Origin of the sequence: Rahnella sp. EDr1-12, assembly GCF_049206505.1 — a bacterium.
GTDB lineage: Bacteria > Pseudomonadota > Gammaproteobacteria > Enterobacterales > Enterobacteriaceae > Rahnella > Rahnella rivi.
In genome coordinates, this window is sequence record NZ_JBLZNY010000002.1 from 59,429 (window position 1) to 82,119 (window position 22,691).

Below are 22,691 nucleotides of genomic sequence, written 5' to 3' on the forward strand. Positions count from 1 at the left end.
AAAAACGGCTTCCAGTCGAGGAAACCGTACGTTGTTAAGCTCTAAGTAGGGCTATACGCAAACAATTCGATAGAGGGGATATATTCGATCCCATCAGAGGTATATAAGACTGAATTTGTAAAGTCGTAAATTCTTCCAGTGATTCTTACTGTTACCAGACGGCCAATTTTAGTCACTTTGGCTTCACTGCTATCGGATGTAAGAAACGGAGACATTTCCCCCAAGGCTTTTAAGGGATTCTCAGCTATCTTTCCCGACAAGTAGTAGCGATAGACTTCGGAAACGGTAGCACCTCCACTCTGATATTTCGTTACGTAGAGCCACGTATTTTCGTTTAGTTTCTGCGTTTTAAATAGTGCATCGTCATAGGGCGGACCAGTGTAATGCTGATAAGCCACATAGCTTGCCACTAGCAGTAATAAAACAACGGTTACTACACGATGAACCCATTTAATAACCATGCTGTTTGGCATAATCAATACCTTGTTTAATCCATCTTTGATCAACCGGATCATCTCCATATGGCGCTACGCCATGCCAACTGCTCCATTCTTTTCTGGAGGTACCCGCCATACTTTGTGCAAATCCACCGCCCATTAGTAAAATATCTGGCGGGATACCTGCAACATATCCTGTAGCGCCATAATTAAAATTACCAAAATCAGACAGTTTTCTGTTCTGTTGCTTATAGTCCCATGGACCTCGGTTTCTTACCTTTTGATAAAACCAGTAATAAGTTGCCGGGGTTGCCATTCTCTTGCTCATGCCACGCGCTTTTGCTTCCATAATATTTTTATTCAGAAGACTAAACCCAGCATTTGGCATTATAGGAATAATAGCCATAAAGAGTTTCCCTACGCTGTTTTACGCTCATTCCATGAGTCAGAAAAAATGAGATTTCCGTCGCAGTGTTTCCATGTGATTTTTTCGTAACGGAATTCTATCTGCTCTAAGTGATTTTGATGGAGCGCAGCAGGGTCTTTACAATCGTGCATCACGGGCGCAACTGATACCACACGTACATTTTCTAACAGCATGTTGAAGTATTCGACCTCCTGTCCTGCATCATTGATGTTGTACCATTTGAGTTCCGCAGATTTAAGCGTCTGACCGGTAGCAACAGCCTTATACAAATATGTTGAGGAACTATCAAATCCCTTTTCAAGAATAAATGCACCATGAATACGATTGCCTGTTATTTTTCCCGTATTATTATCAGTCGGGGTATATAGCCGATGACTGAATGCAATCACCTCTACGCTACCTTCTCTCCCAACGACATCTACAGACCCTTTAATACGTGCTCCGCCATCATCTTTCAAAAACAAATAAGCTGGAATAGCCATTATAGAACATCCTTTTTCATTTAAAAAACTGCGGTTATTGTAAATCCAATTTAATGAGTTTTAAAACTTTCCAGGGAAAAATAAACTGCCGCGCGCCAATTAGCAGAGCACTCACTGAACAGAGCGTCGCACAGAAGGGAGAGCTGTTATGAGCGAAGGGTTTTTATTTTTCTGTTCTGAATCACCCGAAATCAATTTCTGAATACCTGGCAGCCGGTTAAATGGCGGCAGAAAAATGCCGCATTTCATCTCTTTCCGTCAGCCGTTCTTTGGCTCACTATGTCGCCGCGTCCATTCATCCGCCACGTCACCCAGGCTTTTGGGTGTGTCATTACGGATCCACGCCATAAAATCCCGATCAAAGGTAAAATCCTCACCGCATTCCTTTTTTAGAAAGCGTCTGACATTTTGGGTGTTCTTATAGCTCTCATTCACGCGAGTCTGACGCGTTAATGGCTCACTGTGCCAGTCAAATACCATGCTTGTCTCCTGCGGGAGTGGCTCCCTTTCAATTCTCGATCACCCTGATAAGCGAACCGTCGATATCAATCATTACGCCCATTTTCATGCCCCATGACTGGGTTTCTGGCAGATGAACGCACGGGCGTGAATGGGGATCTTCGCCAATACCGGCAGCCTTAAAGGCAGCAAACATTTCATCGACATTATCCACACGCAGGCAGCAACTGAACCAGCTGGTTTGCGGATCAAGATCGGTATGCAGGAAAAACTCCAGCGTGATGCCGCCGCGAACCATGATAAGCCAGCTGTCATCGACGTAGGTCGTGGTAAAACCCACACTGCCGTAGAATTGTTGGGTGAGTTCGAAGTTACGGGAAGGAAGATTGGGTGTCGCGTGATCGGTCATGGCGGCCTCGGCTAATGACAGGTTTATCAAAGGATAAGCCATGATGCCTCAGGTCGCGCGGGAATTAAACGCTTAAGAGAAACGCTGAATGCCATAAAACAAAAAACCCTTCCCGACCGGGAAGGGAATCAGACACAGCAGACTAACAGGCCCGAATTAAATCTGGGCAAAAGGGTTTATCAGAACTGATAAACCAAACCTACCGCCACAATGTCATCGGTGTTGATGCCAGCGTTGCGGGTAAAGCGGGTGTCATCCATCAGGTTGATTTTGTAATCAACGTAAGTGAGCATGTTTTTGTTGAAGAAGTAAGACGCGCCGACATCAACATATTTGGTCAGGTTCTGGTTGCCATAACCCTGGATGTCTTTGGCGTGAGACTGCACGTATGCCAGGGATGGACGCAGACCGAAATCAAACTGGTACTGTGCAACGGCTTCGAAGTTCTGCGCTTTGTCTGCATAACCGTAAGCGGTGCTGCCTGCTTTACCGAAACGGTTGGCGTTGTAGCTCTGGGTGTACATCGCTGCCAGGTAAACGTTGTTGGCATCGTATTTCAGGCCGCCGCTGTAAGCCGTTGCTTTATCGCCGTCACCGAGGATCGCCGGGTTGTTACGGCCATTTTGTTCGTTAGTACGGTCTGACGCCATCATTGCTGCAGCAGCACTGAAGCCTTCGCCCAGATCATAGGTCACGGACATGCCGTAGCCGTCGCCGTTTTGTGCCAGTACATCACGGCCATTGTTGGTTTCAGTCGCGCTGCCGTTTTTACCCTGATATTGCACTGCAACATCCAGGCCATCGACCAGGCCGAAGAAGTTCTGGTTACGGTAAGTCAGCACACCGTTCGCACGCTGGAACATGAAGTTGTCTGCGCCGTAGGTATCGCCACCGAATTCTGGCAGAACGTCAGTCCATGCTGCGACGTCATACATCACGCCGTAGTTGCGGCCATAATCCAGTGAACCAAACTCGGCGAATTTCAGACCCGCGAAGCCGACACGTGTGTAGTTATTAGCATCTTCGCTTTCTGCTTTGTTCAGTGCAGCCTGATATTCCCACTGGCCGTAACCGGTCAGTTCGTTGTTAATTTGTGTCTCACCACGCAGACCAAAACGCATATAAGACTGGTCACCGTCTGAGCCATTATCGCTGGAGAAATAGTGGAGGCCATCAATTTTGCCGTAAAGGTCAAGTTTGTTGCCGTCTTTATTATAAATCTCTGCAGCGCCTGCAGTGCCGGCCATCATCAGAGCGGGAACAACCAGAGAAAGTACGCGTAATTTCATCATCAATATCCTTGATTAATTTATAAACTATAATTTTTGCCATCGGGCAGTATTAATTACTCGCTACTGTGAAGCTTTATATCTTCTTCAGGTCCTGAGCAGATGGACGTCAAATTAAACGAGGATAAGTTCCGTTGCAACCAGAAAATATTTGAAATAAATTCCGTTTAGGAATGATTTAAAAATATAACGACTGACCTCAATGTTATTAACATCGGCTGTTATATGAGTGGATAATTTATATAAGACTTTTCCAAACCACCCATTAAAACACTTTACTATCAGTAAGATAAAACCAAATAAGTCCCTCTTTTTTATTATTACATTTTGCAAACACCTGGCGAAATAAATGCTAATTATCTTAATCAGATTATTATTACCTGCCACAAGTATTGTCAGGCAACTTATTAGAAGTGTAAGTTTTTGTATAGATCCGGGGCTGACCTTAACGTTATTATTGCGATTCAAACTAAAATAATTTACCAAAATGAATACAGTGATCCGGTGAAATAATCATTATTCACTTTCAACGCCAGGGTTACGGAATTAAAAAAACCACCTTGCCGGTGGTTTTTTAGACTCTTTCTGCCCTGTCAGAGATTACATAATACGAACGAGGTGCTTATCTTTGCCCCCTAAACGTCCGTCAGTCTGATTCCATTCTTTTTCATACGCCTGATAGGCAAATACAAAAGCCTGATGTCCGTCTTCAAAATTCTGATCGGGACGTTTGTGCCAGCCAGAATAAGCGTCGTAGCGTAAAATTTCATACACGCCTTCCACCGGACGAATAAGGTAGGTGTAATGCTCACAAAACTCCGGCGCATAGGGAATATCTTCCCCTGCTTCCAGAGTGATGAACAGACCGCCGAGACGTAACTTAATCATTGATTTCCTTTTTCATGATCCACAACCGGGTGGTTTGCGTGGCGGTCACATAGGTATTCTCCGTCACCTGATGCATCCCCTGACGCTGATAAAACCCGATAGCGGGCAGATTGCTTTGCAATACATCCAGCCACAATACCGGCTGCCGGTGCGCTCTGGCAGCGGCTTCTGCCGCGGCAAAAAGCTGGCTACCGAGTCCCCGCGAACGGCTGTCCGGCGTGAAATAAAGTTTGCAGAGTTTCGCTCCCCGGCCTTCTGCCTGATCCAGCGGTTGATCGAAATGCAGTTTCGCAAAACCTGCAACGGCGCCCTTTTCCACCGCCATAAGCCAGCAGTGGCCGGGGTCGTCTAAACTGCCCAGCATCTCTTCATCGCCAAAATCCTGCGCCAGAAAGGCTTCCAGCTCGTCGCTATTGTGCCACAAACTGCCGAAATAGTGGCGGTACGTCTCCCTGCCCAGCGTCTGCAGGGTGATCAAATCCTCAATACCCGCCTGGCGGATCTCCATCAGGTTGCTCTCCCTTATCTGCTTGTCTGTATGCGGTTCACGCCAAAATTGACGGGCAATAAGGCGTATTTTTATAGGAGTCATTCCCATGACGCAAAACATTTACGTTGGTCAGGGTTTCTGACCTGCTTAAGGTTTCATTAAGTTCCCGCTCATAGAATCACCGGCATCGGGAAACTATACGGCACGTCAATGAGTTTGATATTCAGACGATCCCCCCTATATCTTCACGGCAGCATAAACTATCGTGGAACCCACTTTTAGATGTGTTGTCAGTGATTTACTGGCACATTTTTAGGGCTTTTTTGGCCTTTTTTTGATGAGGGTATGTTTATGGAGCAGTTGAACCATCTGCTTTTTTTATGGATTAACGCCACACCGGCTTCGCCGGAAGCACTGATTAAACTGGCAATATTTCTGGCGGATGATCTGATTATGATCGTCCCTCTGTTGATTATAGGTTTGTGGCTGTGGGGGCATCGCGAGCATATCGGTCAGCAACGTCAGCTGGTCAGCAAAACCGCCATTGCGCTGTTGTTCGCTATGTCGACGGCCAAGGCGCTGTCTGAACTCTTCCCGCACGCGCGCCCGTTTGTGGAAGGGTTTGGCTATAACTTCCTGCATCACTCACCTGACGACTCTTTCCCGAGCGATCACGGGACGGCGATCTTCACCTTCGCGCTGGCCTTCCTGTTCTGGCATCGTCTCTGGTCCGGCGCGTTGCTGATGGTCACGGCGGTCAGCATCGCCTGGTCACGGGTGTATCTGGGCGTGCACTGGCCGCTGGATATGCTCGGTGGATTCCTGGTCGGCATGCTCGGCTGCCTGTTCTCACAGCTGGTCTGGAATCTGTTCGGCGAACAGATTAACGCGCTGATGTGTAAAATTTACCGTTTCGGCTTTGCCTTCCCGATCCGCAAAGGCTGGGTACGCGGCTGAAAGAAAAATCCTGTTCGACGGACAAAAAAAAGCGAGGCCACGTGAGCCTCGCTTTTTTATTGCGCTACGGTCATTACTTACCGAAAACGCTGCTGTACAGTCCGCTGATTTTCATCATCACGAAGTCCCAGATGCGGCTGAAGAAACCGCCTTCTTTCACTTCCTGCAAGGCAACCAGCGGGTGCTGATCGATGACTTTTCCGTCCAGACTGAAATCAACCGTACCGACCACCTGGTTTTTCGCCAGCGGCGCTTCGAGCTGAGGCGTGGTCAGGTGGAAGCTGGCTTTCAGGTTTTTCAGCTGGCCCTTCGGCATGGTCAGTGACGCATTTTCCGCGACGCCCAGCGGCACCATTTTTTCATCACCGAACCAGACGCGCTGGCTGGTAAAGGCATCGCCGGCTTTGATCGGCGTCAGCGTTTCATAAAAACGGAAGCCCCAGGTCAGCAGGCTTTCACTTTCATTGAAGCGGATACGGTCGCTCGGCGCGCCCATCACCACGGCAATCAGGCGCATCCCGTTAGCGTCACTCGCCGAAGACACCAGATTATAGCCCGCGCCGGAGGTGTAACCGGTTTTGATACCGTCCACGTTCAGGTTGGTGCTCCACAGCAGGCGGTTACGGTTAATCTGCTTGATGTGATTGAAGGTGAATTCTTTTTCTTTATGCAGCGCATATTCTTCCGGCGTATCCCGGATCAGCGCCTGCGAGAGCAGCGCCATGTCGGTGGCCGACGTGTATTGCCCGTCAGCATCCAGCCCGTGCACCGTTTTGAAATGGGTATTTTGCAGTTTCAGCTGCTCAGCGTACCGGTTCATCAGGTTAACGAAGGAATCCTGACTGCCCGCCACGTAATCCGCCAGCGCGATGCTGGCGTCGTTACCGGACTGGATCACAATGCCTTTATTCAGTTCTGAAACCGGCACGCGGTCGCCCGGTTTCAGGAACATCAGGGAAGAGCCGCGCAGCACCGGATTACCGGTCGCCCAGGCATCGTTACCGACGGAAACCAGATCGTCTGATTTGATTTTTCCGGATTTAATCGCCTGCCCGACCACATAACTGACCATGATTTTACTCAGGCTTGCCGGGTCGAGACGTGCGTCAGGATTAGACTGTGCGAGGATCTTCCCGCTGTTGTAATCCATCAGCACCCAGGATTTTGCATTGACCTGAGGGGCTACCGGGGCGGTGTCCGCCTGAGCGGCGGGAAGCGCCAGCAGCATTACTCCACCGCCCAGCGCGTAAATGAAAGTCCGTTTGAATTGGGAAGAAATTGTCATAGGTATCAGGGCTTTTGTCCGGGTAACTGAAATTTATCTTATCTTTCAATCAGATTGTGCAAGTCTGCAGGTGTAAAAACTACTGCTTTCCGGGGCTGGAATAAACCTAAATAGTGTAAAGATCTTAAGATTAGATGAGATTTCCGGCACCCGCCTCTCCGTTTCTGGCCGGTTCAGGCGCCTCCTGGCATGCGCTGGCGCATTATCTGAGGCTATTTGTAAACATACTAATATATAAAATATCTATAACTATAAACGCCTTACTGCCAGCAGGGCGCCAGGGTTTTGCGCGCAGCCTCGCAAATCAGACATTAAAATCACGAATAAACGCCTCGCTCTCACGTGCCACTTCATCCCGGATAAAATCGATAAACTGACCCACAGCGGCAGAGTGTTTTTTCCCTGCCGGCGTTTGCAGCTGCAATGTCCGCTGGCTGAGTTGTTCGATGTTGACGGATTTAACCCGCAGGTTGTCGCGCCGGGCTTTGTACATGATGGAAAAATGGCTGCACGCCACGATCGCGCCCGGCGTTTGCACCATAAAATCGTACAGCGTCGAAAACCGGTTACAGCTGACCGCGGGCTCAAGGAAAATGCCGCTCATCCGGCAGGACAGATCAAACAGCTGGCGGATGGTGCTGCCCTGCTCGTTCATGGCCAGCGGGTAAGGATGCAGATCGGTCAGTTGCAGGTCGCCTCCGGCCAGTGGGTGGTTCTGGCGCATCACCATGCGCACCGGTGCGGGAAAGGACGCCATGATATCCACACCCCGCTCCGCCACCAGGCTGAACTGTAATGCCAGATCCACGTCACCGCTATGGATCATCTCCGAGACGTCCCCCGCCGTTCCCACATTCAGATAAAACATCACGCCCGGATTAATAACGCGAAAACGTGAAAAAAGCTGCGGCAGCAAATCAAACGCCAGACCGTCGGTACAGGCCATGCGGATCACCGTGCGCCGCACCGCATTCAGCCCCTGAATTTCGGCAATGGCGTGTTCCATATCCATCATGCTTTTGCGCACATGGTTTTCCAGGATCTGGCCGGCGTCGTTAAGCACCATTCCGCGCGCGTGCCGCTCAAACAGCGGCGCACCGATCCGCTCCTCAAGGCGCTGGATCTGGCGGCTGATGGCCGACACCGCCACAAAAAGTTGTTTGCTGGCGCCACTCAGCGAACCGGTATTGGCGACGGCGAGAAAATAGCGGATCTCAGCGCTTTGCATGGTGGGGTTGCCTCATAAGTGTGCAGACGAGCATTACAATAAAAGCAACGCTAACTTGCAATTATTATTATTGTGGCAACGCTTACGCAGCGCTTAGAGTGAAACTGCTAAAAAAACCAACAATAAGATCACAAACACACAATAAGCAGGTTCCTCATGACAGCGGAAAATATCGTTGAACAGGCGTTAGCCTGGTTTGATCAGGGTGAATACCAGCGCATTCTGGCGCGCAGAGTGGCGATAGCCACGGAAAGCCAGAGTAATCAGCGGGATGATGAACTGGCCCGTTACCTCGATGAAGAGATTAAACCGGCGTTATCTGCGATGGGCTTCACGCTGCTCAGCGTTGATAATCCTCACGCCGCCAACCGGCCTTTTCTTATCGCAACCCGTATTGAAGACAGCGCGCTGCCCACCGTCCTCAGCTACGGTCATGGCGATGTGGTGTTCGGGGACGATGAAAACTGGCGCAGCGATCTTTCGCCCTGGGCACTGAAAGAAGAAGGCGACCGCTGGTACGGGCGCGGCACAGCCGACAACAAAGGCCAGCACAGCATTAATATCGCGGCGCTGGAGCAAATCTTCAAAGCACGCGGCGGGCGTCTGGGCTTTAACTGCAAGCTGCTGTTCGAAATGGGCGAAGAAATCAGTTCGCCGGGTCTGGCAGAACTTTGCCGCAACTATAAAGAACCACTGAGCGCAGATATCTTCCTCGCCTCAGACGGGCCGCGTCTCAACGCCGTCCGTCCGACCCTGTTCCTCGGCTCACGCGGCGCCGTCAATTTCCGTCTGACCATCAATGCGCGCGACAACGCCTATCACTCCGGGAACTGGGGCGGCCTGCTGACCAATCCGGGAACGCAACTGGCCAACGCGCTGGCGTGTCTGGTGAACCAGCACGGTCAGTTACAGGTCGCGGCGCTGAAACCGCCTGCGGTCAGCGAAGCCATTCGCGACATCCTCAGCGACGTTGAGGCCGGTGGCGGCGAAAACGATCCGCAGATCGACCCTGACTGGGGCGAAGAAGGGCTGACGCCTACCGAACGCCTCTACGCATGGAATCAGCTGGAAGTGTTGTCATTCCTGACCGGCAATCCACAGCGCCCGATGAATGCCATTCCCGGCCATGCCACCGCGGTGTGTCAGCTGCGCTTTGTGGTCGGTACCGACTGGCAGCATCTGGCGGAACACGTTCGCGCGCATCTGGACGCCCGGGGCTTTCCACAGGTAGAGGTGGAATTTATGCGCGGCTCTCCGGCAACGCGCTTTGATCCGACTGACCCGCTGGTGGACTGGGCGCTGGACATCATGCAGCAGACAACCGGCAAAAAACCGGCGCTGTTACCGAATCTGGGCGGCTCGCTGCCTAACGATGTGTTCGCCGATATCCTCGGCCTGCCGACCTTGTGGGTACCACACTCCTATCCGGCCTGCGGGCAGCACGGCGTCAACGAACACATGCTGATTTCGGTTGCCCGTGAAGGGCTGGCGATCATGACCCACCTGTTATGGGATCTGGGCGAAAGGGGCACAGCCCTGCTCAGTCAACATCACGCACATCACAGCGCGCAAGCCGGAGTTGTTCAATGAGCCAGATAACTGCATCTTCAACCCCGCTTAACGGAACGGCAGAAAAGCCGAACCTGATGAAAACGTTGTTTGCCACCTGTATCGGCAATGCGCTGGAGTGGTTCGATATCGCGATTTACGGCTTCTTCGCCAGCTATATCGCCCACGCCTATTTTCCGACCTCAGATCCGACCGTCTCGCTGCTGCTGACCTTTGGCAGTTTCGGCGTTTCCTTCCTGATCCGCCCGCTGGGCGCAATTGTGCTGGGGGCTTACGCCGATAAACACGGGCGAAAAGCATCGTTACTGATGTCCATCAGCCTGATGATGATCGGCGGTCTGATCATTGTGGTCACGCCGTCTTACGGCACCATCGGCATGGCAGCACCGCTGCTGATCCTGGCCGCACGCCTGATTCAGGGCTTCTCTGCAGGCGGTGAGTTCGGCAGCTCCACGGCATTTCTGGTGGAACATTTCCCCGAGCGTAAAGCCTTCATCGCCAGCTGGCAGTTTGCCACCCAGGGCGCGAGTACGTTACTGGCGTCGGCGTTTGGTCTGGGATTGTCTGCCATTCTGACCGAAACTCAGTTGCAGGACTGGGGATGGCGTATTCCGTTTATCTTCGGCCTGCTGATTGGACCGGTCGGGTTGTACATCCGCCGTCACATCAAAGAGTCGGAAAGCTTCCGCACTGCCGAGAAATCCGCGTCTCCGCTGAAAGAGATCGTCCGGGCGCAGAAAGGCCTGTTTTTCATTGCCATCGGGCTGATGGTCGTGTCAACGGCCATTAACTACATGCTGAACTATGTGCCGACGTATGCCACTAAAACGCTGCATCTGCCCGCGTCGGCCGGGTTTACCGCGACGCTGTCTGCCGGGATAATTCTGACGGTGGTGACGCCGCTGATGGGATTATGGGCTGAAAAAGTGGGGCGTTTGCCGCTGATGTGGGGCTCACTGGTGCTGTTGCTGATCACCATTTATCCGGCATTCTGGCTGATGCTGGAATACACCTCCGCGCTGTCACTGCTGTTGCTTATCAGCTGGCTGGCTCTGCTCAAATCGGTGTATTTCTCCGCCGTCCCGTCGATGATGGCGGATCTGTTCCCGATCACCACCCGCGCAAGCGGTATGGCTATCAGCTACAACGTTGCCGTAACCGTGTTTGGTGGCTTCGCACCGTTCATCTGTACGCTGCTGATTTCCGCCACCGGCAGCAGCCTGGCACCGGGTTATTACCTGATGGTCGTCGCACTGCTCAGCGTCATTTCCCTGTTTAAAGCGCAGAAGTTACAACGCTAATCTGCCCTTCCCGCACTCAGCGGCGGCTACACCCTGTCGCTGAGTGTTACTTTTTTCCCTTCGCATAATTCTTCGCCGTGGCCTATAGTTCTAGCCAGTCATCATCAAAAAAAGTCCGTATTTTCATATTGAAAACAAGGGGTTCTGAATGATTACCGTATGGGGACGTGAAAACTCGACCAACGTCAAAAAAGTGCTGTGGATGCTGGATGAACTGAGTCTGGCGTATAACATCGTCAACGCGGGCGGCGCGTTTGGCAAGAATACTGACCCGGCTTATCTCGCTTTAAACCCGAATGGTCTGGTGCCCTGCTTTCAGGAGGATGATTTTGTCTTGTGGGAATCGAATGCCATTCTTCGCTACCTTGCCGAATGTTCCGGCAAACCGGAATTCTGGCCTGCCGATGCCCGGCATCGCGCCAGTATCGACAAATGGCTGGACTGGGCGAGCAGCTCGCTGATCGCCCCCTATCGTCAGGTCTATCAGACGCTGGTGCGCATTCCGGAACCGGAGCGCGATATGGCGCTGGTTGCCTCGGGCATGAAGGTGTTTGAGAAATACTGGGCAATTGCCGATGCCGTACTGGCAAAGCAAAAATGGCTCTCCGGCGAAACGTTCGGGATCGGTGATATCCCGCTGGGGATTTATGCGTATTCCTGGTACTCGCTGAACATTGAGCGTCAGTCGCATCCGAACGTTGAGCGCTGGTATCAGCAACTGGCACAGCGCCCGGCCTTTATCAAACGCGTGATGATCCCGCTGAGTTAAGGCCGTTTCTCCTGGGTTACCGGCGGGTCATCCGACCCGCCTTTTTCATGTTAAGCACCCGGCGTAATCTTCAGTAATTTGCCGTCACTCTCATCCGTCAGTACATACACGAAGCCGTCCGGCCCGGTCTGCACTTCCCTGATGCGTTCCTTGCGGTCTGTCAGCAACCGCTCTTCACCGGTGATTTTATCGCCGTCTACGGTCAGACGGATCAGTGATTCCCCCGCCAGCGCGCCGATAAACAGCGAATGTTTCCACTGCGGGAAACGGTCTGCGTTATAAAACGCCATCCCGCTCAGCGCAGGAGAGACTTCCCAGTAATAAATCGGATCAACAGCACCGTCGATCCGGGTGCCTTTCGCTTCCGGAATAGGCTGCCCGGAATAATTGATGCCAAACGTCGCCAGCGGCCAGCCATAGTTTTTACCGGGCTGCGGCAGATTCACTTCGTCCCCGCCGCGCGGGCCGTGCTCCGATTCCCATAAGGCGCCGGTCCACGGATTGACGGCCAGACTCTGCGGATTACGGTTGCCATAAGTCCAGATCTCCGGCCTTGCATTCTTATCCTTAACAAACGGGTTGTCCTGCGGCACGCCCCCTTCCGGGGTCAGACGCAAAATCTTGCCCTGCAACTGGCTGAGATGCTGGGCGTTAATTCGCTGATTGTTGTCGCCGGTGGACATGAAGATATTGCCCTTCGCATCGAAGGCAATCCGTCCGCCGAGATTGATGCCGCTGCTGAGCGCAGGCTGCTGGACGAAGATCACTTTAAAGTCGTCGAGACTTTTATTGTCAGACGACAAGGTGCCATATCCCAGCGCCGCATGGGGTTCGCCCTTCTCGCCGGGCTGAGTGAAGGTCAGATAGACACGCCGGTTTTTAGCAAAGTCAGGAGATAAGCGCACGTCCCATAACCCGGCCTGCCCGCTGACCCACACGCGCGGCACACCCTTGAGCGGGGCCGACATTGCGCCGTCAGGCTGCCACAGACGCATCTGCCCGCTGCGCTCGGTGATCAGCGCGCCCTGATTATCGGGCAGAAAAGCCAGCGACCACGGGTGATCCAGTCCGCTGGCAAGTTCAGTGACTTCTGCACGCGCAGACGCCGGTGAGATGGGGGCTTTCGGTGCCGCGTTAACATGGGTGGCAAGCAGGGCCAGTGCGAAAACGGGCAGTAAGGTGTCGCGGAAAGGATAAGTCATCAGGCTTCCTCCGGGGGCATCTTTCAGGTGTGTGCTTTTAGTCTAGGCCATGTCTCTGATTTTGCTCGAAGACTGCCCTCCTCCTATAACTAACAGGAATAACGCCGCGATGAAATATAATAACAACAAAGCATTCCCTCCTTCTTAACATATCGGTAGACTGCTCCGACAGAATAGACGTCTGGACAGACAGACTTCTGTACATCCTCATTCCGGAACGCCCATTTGGCGCGCCGAAACTATCCCAGGGTCATGCTGACATCGCTGCGATCATCTGCCGCACCGACGGAGTTGTTAAATAATGAAAAGAATATCCGCCTCTTTACTGGCACTGAGCCTGTTCTCCGCCCTCCCGGCATTCGCCGCGGATGCCACGCCCGCCCCTGTTCCGGCGGCGATTGCACAACATAATGGCCCGGTGCGTATCGCCATTGTGCGTAACCTCGGTTCTGACGATAACACCACCCAGTTTCTGGCCGGTGCGATCAAACAAGGCCGCGCGCTCGGCTTCAAGGTCGATACATTTCTGAGTAACGGCGACGACGCCAAATTCCAGGATTTCGTCAATCAGGCCATCAGCCAGAAATACGACGGCATCATTCTCTCGCAGGGCCGCGGCCCGTATTCCGAGGCGCTGGTCAAGCGTATCGCGGCGGCGGGCATTGCCGTTTCGGCATTTGATACCGAAGTACCGGAAAATATTCCCGGCGTCACGGTAACCCGTCAGGACGACGCATCCCTGGCGAAAGCCTCCGTCGGCCAGTTGGTGAAAGATTTCAACGGCAAAGCCAACATCGTCAAACTGTGGGTGGCCGGTTTCCCGCCGATGGAACGCCGTCAGAAAACCTATGAAGCGATTCTGAAAGAAAATCCGGGGATTCATCAGCTGGAATCTATCGGCGCCGTGTCCTCAGACGTACAAGGCGACACCGCCAACAAAGTCGGGGCTATTTTAGCGAAATACCCGAAAGGCCAGATTGATGCCATCTGGGGTGCGTGGGATGCATTCAGCCAGGGTGCCTATAAAGCGCTGAAAGAAAATGGCCGTACTGAAATAAAACTCTACAGTATTGATGTCTCGAATCAGGACCTGCAACTGATGCGCGAAAAAGGCAGCCCGTGGCAGATGACCGCTGCTGTGGATACGCAGCTGATTGGTGCGGTGAACCTGCGCATCGTGGCGCTCAAAATTGCCGGTGAGAAAACGCCAGCCACCTATGAATTCCCGGCGCAGACCATTGCGCAGTCTCTGCTGCTGAGCCAGCCTGACGGCATCAACGTGACCGGATTGAGCAAAATTATTCCAGGCTGGGGAAAATCAGAAGATTTTACCGCGCCGTGGTTTGCCACGCTGGAAGCAAAGTACAAAAAATAACCCTCTGAAACCTCCCGAAACGGGAGGTTTTTTCACCCGTTCTCCGCTCAACTTTCCGCCTTTTGCCCCCAGCGATCACAGAAATAAAGAAACATAATTTCAGAAGCAAAAATCTCAATAGCCCTTGCCCCCGCCAACCGTTAAAACCTTACTCTCCCTTTTCATATGGACGTTGAAGCAATGAGTACAGAAATCCTTTCAGTCAAGGAAAAGATTGGTTATGGATTAGGCGATGCTGCCAGTCATATCATTTTTGATAATGTCATGTTGTACATGATGTTTTTCTACACCGATATTTTCGGGATCCCGGCCGGTTATGTCGGCACCATGTTCCTGCTGGCACGCGCACTGGATGCGATCTCTGACCCCTGCATGGGATTACTGGCCGACCGTACCCGCACCCGCTGGGGTAAATTCCGCCCATACGTGCTGTTTGGCGCAATCCCGTTTGGCATCGTCTGCGTGTTTACTTACACCACGCCAGAACTGAGCATGACCGGCAAAATGATTTACGCGGCCATCACTTACACGCTGCTGACCCTGATGTATACCGTGGTCAATATCCCGTATTGCGCACTGGGCGGGGTGATCACCAACAATCCTGAACAACGCATCTCGCTGCAATCCTACCGCTTTGTACTGGCTACCGCAGGCGGCATGCTGAGTACCGTACTGATGATGCCGCTGGTGAATTACATCGGCGGGGAAAATCAGGCCGTGGGTTATCAGGGCGGCATCGCCGTGCTGGCGATTGTGGCGGCAGTGATGCTGGCAATCTGCTTTGCCACCACGAAAGAACGTATCGATCCGGGTAAACCTACCGGCACCATGCGCGAAGATTTGCGTGATATCTGGCACAACGACCAGTGGCGTATTGTCGGCCTGCTGACCATTTTGAACATCATGGCGGTTGCCGTCCGCGGCGGGGCAATGATGTATTACGTGACTTACATTCTGGGCAATCCGGTGCTGTTCGCCTGGTTCCTTGGCGTTTACTCCGTCGGCAACCTGTTCGGCAGCGCGCTGGCAAAACCGCTTACCGACTGGAAATGCAAAGTCAGCGTCTTCTGGTGGACCAATGCCATTCTGGCCGTTCTCAGCCTGTGCATGTTCTTCCTGCCGGTTAACGGCAGCGTCCTGATGTTTATCTTCATCTTTGTTATCGGCGTTTTGCATCAACTCGTGACGCCAATTCAATGGGTAATGATGTCCGACACCGTCGATTACGGTGAATGGAACGATGGCAAACGTCTGACCGGCATCAGCTTCGCAGGCACCCTGTTCGTCCTGAAATTGGGCCTGGCGCTGGCCGGCGCCATGATCGGCTGGATGCTGGCGGGCTCGGGTTATCAGTCCGGCGCTGCCATCCAAAACAGCGCCACCATGACCAGCATTGTCGCGCTGTTCACGCTGGTTCCGGCAATCTGCTACCTGCTGAGCGCCATCATCTGTAAACGCTATTACATTCTGCGCACCCCGCTGTTACGTCGCATCATCGACGAAGTCGCGCAGGGCATCCGCCGCAATCAGCAAGAATTTATGAAATGAATTGGAAGCAGTGTAAAAGGAGGGTTTTACCTTGAAAATTAGTGACGGTAACTGGTTAATCCAGGACGGACTCACACTCACGCACCCGTTACAGGTGTTTGAAGTGCAGAGAACGGGTAACGAGATGGTGATTTATGCCGCGCCGAAAGACGCGTCTGAACGCGCCAGCCAGCTTGATTCGCCAATGTTTACGCTGCGATTTTTCTCGCCGCAGACCGGCGTGATTGGCGTGCGCATCACTCACTTTGACGGCGAAGCAGACAAAGGCCCGCACTATCCGCTGATTCAGTCGGATACGCCGGAATTACGCTTTGAAGACAACGACGAGTTTGCCGCGTTACACAGCGGTTCGCTGTCGGTGCGAGTGACCAAAGGCAACAACTGGACGCTGGATTTCCTGCGCAATGGCCGTCGTATTACCGGCAGCGTGGCAAAATCTAACGGTTACGTTCAGGACGGCAACAGCCAGAAAACCTACATGATGGAGCGGCTGGATCTCGGCGTCGGCGAAACCGTGTACGGGCTGGGCGAGCGCTTCACCGCGCTGGTCAAAAATGGTCAAACCGTTGAAACCTGGAACCGCGATGGCGGCACCAGCACTGAGCAATCCTACAAAAACATTCCGTTTTATCTGACCAACCGTGGCTACGGCGTGCTGGTGAATCATCCGGAATGTGTGTCTTTTGAAGTCGGTTCAGAAAAAGTCTCTAAAGTTCAGTTCAGCGTGGAAGGCGAATACCTCGAGTATTTCGTCATCGACGGCCCGACGCCGAAAAACGTTCTCGACCGTTATACCCGTCTGACCGGCCGCCCTGCACTGCCGCCAGCCTGGTCGTTCGGTCTGTGGCTGACCACCTCGTTTACCACCAACTATGATGAGGCCACGGTTAACAGCTTCATCGACGGCATGGCAGAGCGTGAACTGCCGCTGCATGTCTTCCACTTCGACTGCTTCTGGATGAAAGCCTTCCAGTGGTGTGATTTCGAATGGGATCCTCAAACCTTCCCTGACCCGCAGGGCATGTTGCAACGCCTTAAGGCGCGCGGGCTGAAAATCTGCGTGTGGATTAACCCGTACATCGGCCAGAAATCCCCGCTGTTCCATGAAGGCAAAGAGAAAGGTTATCTGCTGAAACGTCCTGATGGCCGCGTCTGGCAGTGGGACAAATGGCAAGCCGGCATGGGCATTGTCGATTTCACCAATCCGCAGGCCTGCGAATGGTACGCCGGGCACCTGAAACGCCTGGTGGATATGGGCGTCGATTGCTTTAAAACCGATTTCGGCGAGCGTATCCCGACCGACGTCGTCTGGCATGACGGTTGCGATCCGCAGAAAATGCACAACCACTATGCGTTTGTGTACAACAAACTGGTGTACGAAACGCTGCAGGAAAAACTCGGCGAATCCGAGGCTGTGTTGTTTGCACGCTCCGCTTCTGTCGGCGCGCAGCAATTCCCTGTGCACTGGGGCGGCGACTGCTACGCCACCTACGAATCAATGGCGGAAAGCCTGCGCGGAGGTCTGTCGATCGGCCTGTCCGGTTTTGGTTTCTGGAGCCATGACATCGGCGGTTTCGAAAACACCGCGCCGGCGCATATCTACAAACGCTGGTGCGCGTTCGGATTACTGTCGAGCCACAGCCGCCTGCATGGCAGCAAATCCTATCGGGTACCCTGGGTCTACGATGATGAAGCCTGCGATGTGGTACGTCAGTTCACGCAGCTCAAATGCCGCCTGATGCCGTATCTCTACCCTGCGTCAGCGCAGGCCGCCAGCCACGGTACGCCGGTTATGCGCGCCATGATGCTGGAGTTCCCGGACGATCCGGCGTGTGACTATCTGGACAGGCAATACATGCTGGGCGATAACGTTCTGGTTGCGCCGGTCTTCAGCGAAGAAGGCGATGTGGATTTCTATCTTCCGCAAGGCCGCTGGACGCACCTGCTGAACAACAACGTCGCGGAAGGTTCGCGCTGGCATCGTCAGCAGCATGGTTTCGACAGTTTGCCGCTGTATGTGCGTCCCAACACGCTGCTTGCGCTGGGCGGCAATGATCAGAAACCGGATTACGATTACAGCGAGAAGCCGCAATTCCATCTGTTCGAGCTGGAAGACGGTGTGATTGCTGAAAGTCAGATTACGGATCTGCAAGGGAATGTGGTCTTTACCCTGAAAGCTCAGCGTACGGGCAACACGCTGACACTGAACAGCGAAGGTAAGGCCACTGACTGGACGCTGTGCCTGCGCAATATTCATCAGGTAGAGCATTGCGATCTCGCCAGCGCCTCTGACACCGCGCAAGGGATGATGATCACCCCTGAACACGGTAACCGCCAGTTCGTGATTACGTTATAAAACACGGCTACCCTGCCCCGGCGCTGATTCAGCACCGGGGCAGTTTATACGAACCTTCTGTTTCAGCTCTCCTGATAAACGCCTTCACCATGAATGCTGCGGTATTCTTTTGGCGTCATTTCATAGCCTTTTCTGAACACCGAATAAAAATATTGCAGTGAAGGATAACCACACATTTGCGAGATTTCGTTAATTGAGATCGACGTCGTCGCCAGCAGATTACGGGCGCGGTCGAGTTTCTCTTCGTGGATAACACCGTGGATCGTCTGCCCCGTTTCATCTTTGAAACGCTTTTCAAGGTTTGAGCGAGACATGCCAATGGCATCCAGCACCTGTTCCACTTTGATCCCTTTACAGGCGTGGTAACGGATGTAATGCATCGCCTGGATCACCGCCGGATCACGCAGTGATCGGAAATCGGTAGAGCGGCGTTCAACCACCTTTACAGGCGGCACTAAAATGCGCTGCAACGGCAAATCGCGCTGATCAAGCAGCTGATGCAGTAACTTCGCTGCGCGGTACCCCATCTGGCGGGTGCCCTGCACCACCGAAGACAACGCGACCCGCGAGAGGTAGCGCGTCAGCTCTTCGTTATCAATCCCGATCACACTGAGTTTTTCCGGCACCGGGATGTTGAGGTGCTCACAGACCTGCAATAAGTGGCGGGCGCGGGCATCGGTGACCGCAATAATGCCGGTTTGCTGCGGCAAGGTTTGCACCCAGTCAGCCAGCCTGTTCTGCGCGTGTTGCCAGTTTTCCGGCGCGGTTTCCATCCCCTGATACACCACACCCTGATACTGCTCGGAGGCCACCAGGGCTCTGAACGCGTACTCGCGCTCCTGCGCCCAGCGTTTCCCGCCGGTATCGGGCAGACCATAAAATGCAAAACGATTAATGCCCTTTTCTTTCAGGTGCATAAACGCGGCTTCCACCAGCGCAAAGTTGTCGGTGGCGATGTAATGCACCGGCGGATAATCCTCTTCCCGGTGATACGAACCGCCGACGCCGACGATGGGCACCTTCAGATCTTCAAGCAGCGTCTCTATTTCGCGATCGTCGAAATCGGCAATAACGCCGTCGCCCAGCCAGTCTTTGATGTTATCTATACGACAGCGAAAATCTTCTTCGATGAAGATATCCCAGTCGCTTTGTGAGGCCTGCAAATATTCGCCCACACCTTCCACAACCTGACGGTCGTAAACTTTATTGGCGTTAAAGAGCAGCGTAATCCTGTAGCGTTTTTCAAACATGCCTGTTTCTCACCGATGATTACATTGACTAAAGCCTTGTTCCCCACGCGGAGGAACAAGGCTAATTGCGTTGCTGAATAACACAACGGCAGAAGATCTGTGGATTCTGGATTGTGATTATGTGAGGTAAACCAGATTTCCCTTAGTCAGTGCCGGAAAATTCTGCATATCTCGCCGTATTTATGCCCGACGCTTGGTCGCGGAATCCATCCATACCGCCAGCAGCAAAATCGCGCCTTTGACGATGTACTGCCAGAATGTCGGAACATCGAGCATGCTCATCCCATTATCCAGGGAGGCCATGATGAATGCGCCCATCACCGCGCCGGCCACGCTGCCGACACCGCCCGCCAGGCTGGTACCGCCGATAACACACGCGGCGATCGCATCCAGCTCCGCGATATTACCCGCCGACGGTGAACCGGCACCCAGACGCGAACTGAGGATAAGACCGGCGATGGCCACCATCAGCCCGTTGATGGCAAACACCGCCAGCTTGCTGCGTTCGACGTTCACGCCCGACAGCCGCGCCGCCTCAATGTTGCCGCCAATAGCATAAATACGACGCCCGAACGACGTGCGTGACGCCATAAACATGCCGCCAAGCATCAGCGCGACCAGGATCAGCACCGGTGTAGGGACGCCACGGTAATCGTTGAGCAGATAAATCGCCCCCAGTGCCACAATGGCGGTCAGTGCCTGACGGGTCACGTCAGTTCTGGCGGCCGCCACCGGCAGCCCGAGCGCGCTGCGTTGTTTACGTCTGCGCCACTGCCAGCCGATAAACAGCGCCAGCGCCACCGCACCGATCCCAAAACCAAAAGAACCCGGCAGATAACTCTGACCGATTAAAGACATCGCAGGCGTGGTCGGGGACACCGTAGTGCCGCTGGTAATGCCAATCAGAATGCCGCGAAATGCCAGCATGCCTGCCAGCGTAACGATAAATGACGGCACTTTGCGATAGGCCACCCACCAACCGTTCCATGCCCCCAGTAACAGGCCAAGCACCAGTGTGACCGCAATGGTCAGCGGAAGCGGCCAGCCGAGCCAGACGTCAAAAATGGCCGCCACGCCGCCCAGCAGCCCCATCATTGAGCCGACGGAAAGGTCGATTTCTGCGGAGATAATGACGAAAACCATGCCGACGGCCAAAATACCGGTGATCGCCGTCTGGCGCAGCAGGTTTGAAATGTTTCGCGCGCTGATGTACGCGCCGTCTGTCGTCAGGCTGAAAAAAACAATAATCACCGCAATGGCGGCCAGCATCACAAAGACCTGCAAGTTAATATTTTTGAGCTTTTGCAGGGAAAAGACGGCATCCGGCTTATCCACCGGCGTGGCAGCCGCGGGGGTTCCTGGCTGGGGAAATTTAGACATGCGTTTCACTCCTCAATGCGGCTTCCATGACCTGTTCCTGACTTAAATTGTTGTTGTCCAGACAGGCTTTAACCTGTCCCAGATGCATCACCACCACCCGGTCGCTGAGCCCCAGCACCTCAGGTAACTCCGAGGAAATCACGATGATCGCCATTCCCTGTGCCGCCAGCTGACCAATGAGTTTGTAGATTTCATGCTTTGCCCCGACGTCGATACCGCGCGTGGGTTCATCGAGGATCAGGATTTTGGGTTTCAGTAACAGGCAGCGCGCCAGAATGGCTTTTTGCTGGTTACCGCCGCTCAGGCGTCCAATCGCCAGTTCGGATGAAGACGTTTTGATTTTTAGCTGTTTCACCGATTCGCTGATGGTGAATTGCTCCTGCGCCTCGCGCAAAACACCGCCGCTGCTGAACTGACTGAGCGCTGCCAGCGTAATATTGCTGCCCACGGCCATGACCGGCACAATGCCATCGCGTTTGCGATCTTCAGGCACCATCGCCAGCCCGCGACGCATAGCATCACGACAGTCCGTGATCTGCACCTGATGGCCTTCCAGCCAGACATCCCCCGACCAGCGCCCCGGATAGACACCGTACAGACACTCCATCATTTCGGTTCTGCCTGCCCCAACCAGCCCGGCAACGCCCAGCACTTCGCCCTGACGCAACGTGAATCCGGCGTTATCGACCCTTTTGATGTGACGGTTAACCGGATGCCACGCGTTCAGGTTTTCAATACGCAAAATCTCTGCGCCGATCTGCCGGTGACGTGGCGGGAACAGCTCCGTTAATTCGCGGCCGACCATCATGGAAATGATCTCCTTTTCTGACGTACCGGCCGCGTTGCAGGTGGCAATGTGCCTGCCGTCGCGGATCACACAGAGCTTGTCAGAAATGGCTTTCACTTCAGTCAGTTTGTGGGAGATATAAATACAGGCAATATCGTGATGACGCAGATCCCGGATGATATCCAGCAGAATGGCCGTTTCACTTTCGGTCAGCGATGCGGTGGGTTCATCAAGCACCAGCAGGCGCACCTGTTTATTCAGCGCTTTGGCAATTTCCACCAACTGACGCTGCCCTAATCCGAGATTGCCCACCAGCTGATGAGGGTCGATATCCAGCTTCACCTGCGCCAGCATACGCTGGCAGCGAAGATACATTTTATCGGTGTCCAGCAGGCCATAACGGCCCCACTCGTTGCCGAGAAACATGTTTTCCAGCACGCTCAGTTGTTTCACCAGCGCCAGTTCCTGATGAATAATCGCAATACCTTTTTGTTCTGTGTCGCGGATGCCTTTTGCACTCAGACGTTCACCGGCGAAATAAATTTCGCCCTCATAAGTGCCCTGGGGATAAATACCGCATAACACTTTCATTAATGTGGATTTCCCCGAGCCATTTTCGCCACACAGCGATAACACTTCCCCGGCAGACAGAGTAAGACTAATATTATCGACCGCTTTTACCGCGCCGAACTTTTTAGTGATATTACGCATTTCCAGCAACGGTGATTTTTCAAATTGTTCTGGCATAGTCAGTATCCTGATAAAAACAACACCACCGAATGAGAGGTGTTGTTTTCATAGAT

The 22,691-nt window shown here is 53.2% G+C and carries 21 protein-coding genes; 7 read left to right on the forward strand and 14 right to left on the reverse strand.

What is annotated here, in order from left to right:
* Positions 1–41 precede the first annotated feature (41 nt).
* The 8 genes from ACO0U8_RS09780 to ACO0U8_RS09815 form a co-directional block, all read right to left on the reverse strand.
* Complete coding sequence (locus ACO0U8_RS09780; protein ID WP_421670712.1) at positions 42–473, reverse strand: hypothetical protein; 432 nt, start codon at positions 471–473, stop codon at positions 42–44.
* Positions 451–843, reverse strand: coding sequence for a polymorphic toxin type 44 domain-containing protein (locus ACO0U8_RS09785; RefSeq protein WP_421670713.1), 393 nt, complete (start codon positions 841–843; stop codon positions 451–453). Before ACO0U8_RS09785 ends, ACO0U8_RS09780 begins: the two co-directional genes overlap by 23 nt.
* Before the next feature lie 11 nt (positions 844–854).
* Entirely contained in the window at positions 855–1,346 is a 492-nt protein-coding gene (locus tag ACO0U8_RS09790) for an Hcp family type VI secretion system effector (RefSeq protein ID WP_421670714.1), read from the reverse strand.
* A 258-nt stretch (positions 1,347–1,604) separates the two neighbouring features.
* Positions 1,605–1,826 (reverse strand): DUF6434 domain-containing protein, encoded by a 222-nt coding sequence (locus ACO0U8_RS09795; RefSeq protein WP_122095023.1) that lies wholly within the window; start codon positions 1,824–1,826, stop codon positions 1,605–1,607.
* Positions 1,827–1,854: 28 nt separating this feature from the next.
* The gene (locus tag ACO0U8_RS09800; RefSeq protein WP_421670715.1) at positions 1,855–2,256 is read right to left on the reverse strand and encodes a bleomycin resistance protein; all 402 of its coding nucleotides are present in this window, start codon (positions 2,254–2,256) and stop codon (positions 1,855–1,857) included.
* Between the two features lie 137 nt (positions 2,257–2,393).
* Complete coding sequence (gene ompC / locus ACO0U8_RS09805; RefSeq protein ID WP_122095019.1) at positions 2,394–3,503, reverse strand: porin OmpC; 1,110 nt, start codon at positions 3,501–3,503, stop codon at positions 2,394–2,396.
* A gap of 600 nt (positions 3,504–4,103) precedes the next feature.
* A complete protein-coding gene (locus ACO0U8_RS09810) occupies positions 4,104–4,391 on the reverse strand; it encodes a hypothetical protein (protein ID WP_056769791.1) in 288 nt (95 codons plus the stop codon).
* Positions 4,384–4,899 carry a GNAT family N-acetyltransferase gene (locus tag ACO0U8_RS09815; RefSeq protein WP_217203889.1) on the reverse strand — a complete coding sequence of 172 codons (516 nt, stop codon included), beginning with the start codon at positions 4,897–4,899 and terminating at the stop codon, positions 4,384–4,386. The genes ACO0U8_RS09810 and ACO0U8_RS09815 overlap by 8 nt, the downstream gene beginning before the upstream one ends.
* 333 nt (positions 4,900–5,232) lie before the next feature.
* Between ACO0U8_RS09815 and ybjG the strand changes: the two genes are divergently transcribed.
* Positions 5,233–5,838, forward strand: a complete 606-nt coding sequence (gene ybjG, locus ACO0U8_RS09820) for an undecaprenyl-diphosphate phosphatase (RefSeq protein WP_217203890.1) — start codon at positions 5,233–5,235, stop codon at positions 5,836–5,838.
* A gap of 73 nt (positions 5,839–5,911) precedes the next feature.
* Here ybjG and ACO0U8_RS09825 read toward each other — a convergent pair whose 3' ends face one another.
* Positions 5,912–7,123, reverse strand: a complete 1,212-nt coding sequence (locus ACO0U8_RS09825; RefSeq protein ID WP_056769787.1) for a serine hydrolase — start codon at positions 7,121–7,123, stop codon at positions 5,912–5,914.
* A gap of 304 nt (positions 7,124–7,427) precedes the next feature.
* Complete coding sequence (locus ACO0U8_RS09830; protein WP_056769786.1) at positions 7,428–8,351, reverse strand: LysR family transcriptional regulator; 924 nt, start codon at positions 8,349–8,351, stop codon at positions 7,428–7,430.
* A gap of 156 nt (positions 8,352–8,507) precedes the next feature.
* Between ACO0U8_RS09830 and ACO0U8_RS09835 the strand changes: the two genes are divergently transcribed.
* The 3 genes from ACO0U8_RS09835 to ACO0U8_RS09845 all read left to right on the forward strand — a co-directional run bounded on the left by ACO0U8_RS09835 (position 8,508) and on the right by ACO0U8_RS09845 (position 11,990).
* The gene (locus ACO0U8_RS09835; protein WP_136376195.1) at positions 8,508–9,941 is read left to right on the forward strand and encodes a M20 family metallopeptidase; all 1,434 of its coding nucleotides are present in this window, start codon (positions 8,508–8,510) and stop codon (positions 9,939–9,941) included.
* A complete protein-coding gene (locus ACO0U8_RS09840) occupies positions 9,938–11,221 on the forward strand; it encodes an MFS transporter (protein ID WP_056769779.1) in 1,284 nt (427 codons plus the stop codon). The genes ACO0U8_RS09835 and ACO0U8_RS09840 overlap by 4 nt, the downstream gene beginning before the upstream one ends.
* Positions 11,222–11,369: 148 nt before the next feature.
* Positions 11,370–11,990, forward strand: coding sequence for a glutathione S-transferase family protein (locus tag ACO0U8_RS09845; protein ID WP_421670716.1), 621 nt, complete (start codon positions 11,370–11,372; stop codon positions 11,988–11,990).
* Positions 11,991–12,040: 50 nt separating this feature from the next.
* Here ACO0U8_RS09845 and ACO0U8_RS09850 read toward each other — a convergent pair whose 3' ends face one another.
* Positions 12,041–13,192 (reverse strand): PQQ-dependent sugar dehydrogenase, encoded by a 1,152-nt coding sequence (locus tag ACO0U8_RS09850; RefSeq protein WP_421670717.1) that lies wholly within the window; start codon positions 13,190–13,192, stop codon positions 12,041–12,043.
* A 301-nt stretch (positions 13,193–13,493) separates the two neighbouring features.
* On the opposite strand from ACO0U8_RS09850, the gene ACO0U8_RS09855 reads away from it, so the two are divergent.
* From ACO0U8_RS09855 to yicI, 3 genes are all read left to right on the forward strand, one after another.
* A complete protein-coding gene (locus ACO0U8_RS09855) occupies positions 13,494–14,567 on the forward strand; it encodes a sugar ABC transporter substrate-binding protein (RefSeq protein WP_136376193.1) in 1,074 nt (357 codons plus the stop codon).
* A 180-nt stretch (positions 14,568–14,747) separates the two neighbouring features.
* Positions 14,748–16,115: a glycoside-pentoside-hexuronide family transporter gene (locus ACO0U8_RS09860; protein WP_056769772.1), complete on the forward strand. Its 1,368-nt coding sequence runs from the start codon at positions 14,748–14,750 to the stop codon at positions 16,113–16,115.
* A gap of 31 nt (positions 16,116–16,146) precedes the next feature.
* Positions 16,147–18,471 carry an alpha-xylosidase gene (gene yicI, locus ACO0U8_RS09865; protein WP_421670718.1) on the forward strand — a complete coding sequence of 775 codons (2,325 nt, stop codon included), beginning with the start codon at positions 16,147–16,149 and terminating at the stop codon, positions 18,469–18,471.
* Between the two features lie 62 nt (positions 18,472–18,533).
* On the opposite strand, the gene xylR is transcribed toward yicI, so the two are convergent.
* The 3 genes from xylR to ACO0U8_RS09880 all read right to left on the reverse strand — a co-directional run bounded on the left by xylR (position 18,534) and on the right by ACO0U8_RS09880 (position 22,635).
* The gene (xylR, locus tag ACO0U8_RS09870; RefSeq protein ID WP_421670719.1) at positions 18,534–19,721 is read right to left on the reverse strand and encodes a D-xylose utilization transcriptional activator XylR; all 1,188 of its coding nucleotides are present in this window, start codon (positions 19,719–19,721) and stop codon (positions 18,534–18,536) included.
* 180 nt (positions 19,722–19,901) lie between these two features.
* Positions 19,902–21,101, reverse strand: coding sequence for a xylose ABC transporter permease XylH (gene xylH, locus ACO0U8_RS09875; RefSeq protein WP_122095009.1), 1,200 nt, complete (start codon positions 21,099–21,101; stop codon positions 19,902–19,904).
* Entirely contained in the window at positions 21,094–22,635 is a 1,542-nt protein-coding gene (locus ACO0U8_RS09880; protein WP_421670720.1) for a xylose ABC transporter ATP-binding protein, read from the reverse strand. The genes xylH and ACO0U8_RS09880 overlap by 8 nt, the downstream gene beginning before the upstream one ends.
* Positions 22,636–22,691: the final 56 nt, after the last annotated feature.

What these genes read in the sequence shown, in the direction of transcription:
- ACO0U8_RS09860 (WP_056769772.1), top strand. Translation starts at nt 14,748, where the DNA reads ATGAGTACAGAAATCCTTTCAGTCAAGGAAAAGATTGGTTATGGATTA.
- ACO0U8_RS09835 (WP_136376195.1), top strand. Translation starts at nt 8,508, where the DNA reads ATGACAGCGGAAAATATCGTTGAACAGGCGTTAGCCTGGTTTGATCAG.
- xylH (WP_122095009.1), bottom strand. Translation starts at nt 21,101, where the DNA reads ATGTCTAAATTTCCCCAGCCAGGAACCCCCGCGGCTGCCACGCCGGTG.
- ACO0U8_RS09785 (WP_421670713.1), bottom strand. Translation starts at nt 843, where the DNA reads ATGGCTATTATTCCTATAATGCCAAATGCTGGGTTTAGTCTTCTGAAT.
- ACO0U8_RS09850 (WP_421670717.1), bottom strand. Translation starts at nt 13,192, where the DNA reads ATGACTTATCCTTTCCGCGACACCTTACTGCCCGTTTTCGCACTGGCC.
- xylR (WP_421670719.1), bottom strand. Translation starts at nt 19,721, where the DNA reads ATGTTTGAAAAACGCTACAGGATTACGCTGCTCTTTAACGCCAATAAA.
- ACO0U8_RS09825 (WP_056769787.1), bottom strand. Translation starts at nt 7,123, where the DNA reads ATGACAATTTCTTCCCAATTCAAACGGACTTTCATTTACGCGCTGGGC.
- ACO0U8_RS09815 (WP_217203889.1), bottom strand. Translation starts at nt 4,899, where the DNA reads ATGGAGATCCGCCAGGCGGGTATTGAGGATTTGATCACCCTGCAGACG.
- ompC (WP_122095019.1), bottom strand. Translation starts at nt 3,503, where the DNA reads ATGAAATTACGCGTACTTTCTCTGGTTGTTCCCGCTCTGATGATGGCC.
- ACO0U8_RS09880 (WP_421670720.1), bottom strand. Translation starts at nt 22,635, where the DNA reads ATGCCAGAACAATTTGAAAAATCACCGTTGCTGGAAATGCGTAATATC.
- ACO0U8_RS09840 (WP_056769779.1), top strand. Translation starts at nt 9,938, where the DNA reads ATGAGCCAGATAACTGCATCTTCAACCCCGCTTAACGGAACGGCAGAA.
- ACO0U8_RS09810 (WP_056769791.1), bottom strand. Translation starts at nt 4,391, where the DNA reads ATGATTAAGTTACGTCTCGGCGGTCTGTTCATCACTCTGGAAGCAGGG.
- ACO0U8_RS09800 (WP_421670715.1), bottom strand. Translation starts at nt 2,256, where the DNA reads ATGGCTTATCCTTTGATAAACCTGTCATTAGCCGAGGCCGCCATGACC.
- ACO0U8_RS09780 (WP_421670712.1), bottom strand. Translation starts at nt 473, where the DNA reads ATGCCAAACAGCATGGTTATTAAATGGGTTCATCGTGTAGTAACCGTT.
- ACO0U8_RS09855 (WP_136376193.1), top strand. Translation starts at nt 13,494, where the DNA reads ATGAAAAGAATATCCGCCTCTTTACTGGCACTGAGCCTGTTCTCCGCC.
- ACO0U8_RS09830 (WP_056769786.1), bottom strand. Translation starts at nt 8,351, where the DNA reads ATGCAAAGCGCTGAGATCCGCTATTTTCTCGCCGTCGCCAATACCGGT.
- ACO0U8_RS09845 (WP_421670716.1), top strand. Translation starts at nt 11,370, where the DNA reads ATGATTACCGTATGGGGACGTGAAAACTCGACCAACGTCAAAAAAGTG.
- ACO0U8_RS09795 (WP_122095023.1), bottom strand. Translation starts at nt 1,826, where the DNA reads ATGGTATTTGACTGGCACAGTGAGCCATTAACGCGTCAGACTCGCGTG.
- ybjG (WP_217203890.1), top strand. Translation starts at nt 5,233, where the DNA reads ATGGAGCAGTTGAACCATCTGCTTTTTTTATGGATTAACGCCACACCG.
- ACO0U8_RS09790 (WP_421670714.1), bottom strand. Translation starts at nt 1,346, where the DNA reads ATGGCTATTCCAGCTTATTTGTTTTTGAAAGATGATGGCGGAGCACGT.